Source organism: Pseudomonas sp. HMSC063H08, from assembly GCF_001813645.1.
In the GTDB taxonomy this organism is placed as follows: domain Bacteria; phylum Pseudomonadota; class Gammaproteobacteria; order Pseudomonadales; family Pseudomonadaceae; genus Pseudomonas; species Pseudomonas aeruginosa.
On sequence record NZ_KV813628.1, the window covers coordinates 1 to 709 of the forward strand.

Annotated in this window: 1 protein-coding gene; it reads left to right on the forward strand. The window is 61.9% G+C overall.

Annotation, left to right across the window (positions count from 1 at the left end):
* Positions 1-151: 151 nt before the first annotated feature.
* A complete protein-coding gene (locus tag HMPREF2924_RS35725) occupies positions 152-646 on the forward strand; it encodes a hypothetical protein (RefSeq protein ID WP_003134082.1) in 495 nt (164 codons plus the stop codon).
* Positions 647-709: the final 63 nt, after the last annotated feature.

The window sequence follows — 709 nt, forward strand, 5'->3', positions numbered from 1 at the left end:
GACAAGGTGGCAGCCTCCCGCCTTGCCGAACGACTGTTTGGCGAGGACAACGCATACATCACCCGTATGCCGGTACAGGCAGGCGACCACGAAAAGCGCATCGAGAGCCGCTGGGCGCTGTCCTGTAGAAATCCCAAGGAGGTAGCGCGCGATGCCTGACGTCACTGCCTACCGGCCGCTCGAGCACTTCCAGAAAGTCGAGCTGATGCTTGAGCTCAAGTTGCGTGAAGGTCCTTCGTGGATCTGTCTGAACTGCGGCTATCACCTGGATGGCAGCGGCGCACAGCCCTGCCCTGACTGCGGAAAGTCGCGCTACTGGACCAGCGGTTGGAGTGTAGGTCGTGGCCATCGCTTCTCGGCAGCAAGGGAAGAGTGGGAAAACCGCCTCAGGACACGGTCGCGGTCACCTGTCGCGTCAACGGCACCAGTAGCAACTGACGACGTATGCACTCAACTGCGCACAGAGGTCCGCATGCTGCGTTCTGCGCATGACGACCTGGCCTGCAGCCGACAGAGCGATCGTCGCAGCCTTCAGGCGCTGGTGAAACGTCTCCTGGATGCCGCCGCCACCGATAGCCTTCCCCGCTCCCTTGCAGAGATGGAGACCTGGCTGCAGCTCAACAGCGAGGAGACCACGAATGCATAGTTTCCTTCGCGGCGCCCGGGAAAGTGTTCGACGGCTGGTGGCCTTCGCTCAAGCCGAAGGCTG

What these genes read in the sequence shown, in the direction of transcription:
- HMPREF2924_RS35725 (WP_003134082.1), top strand. Translation starts at nt 152, where the DNA reads ATGCCTGACGTCACTGCCTACCGGCCGCTCGAGCACTTCCAGAAAGTC.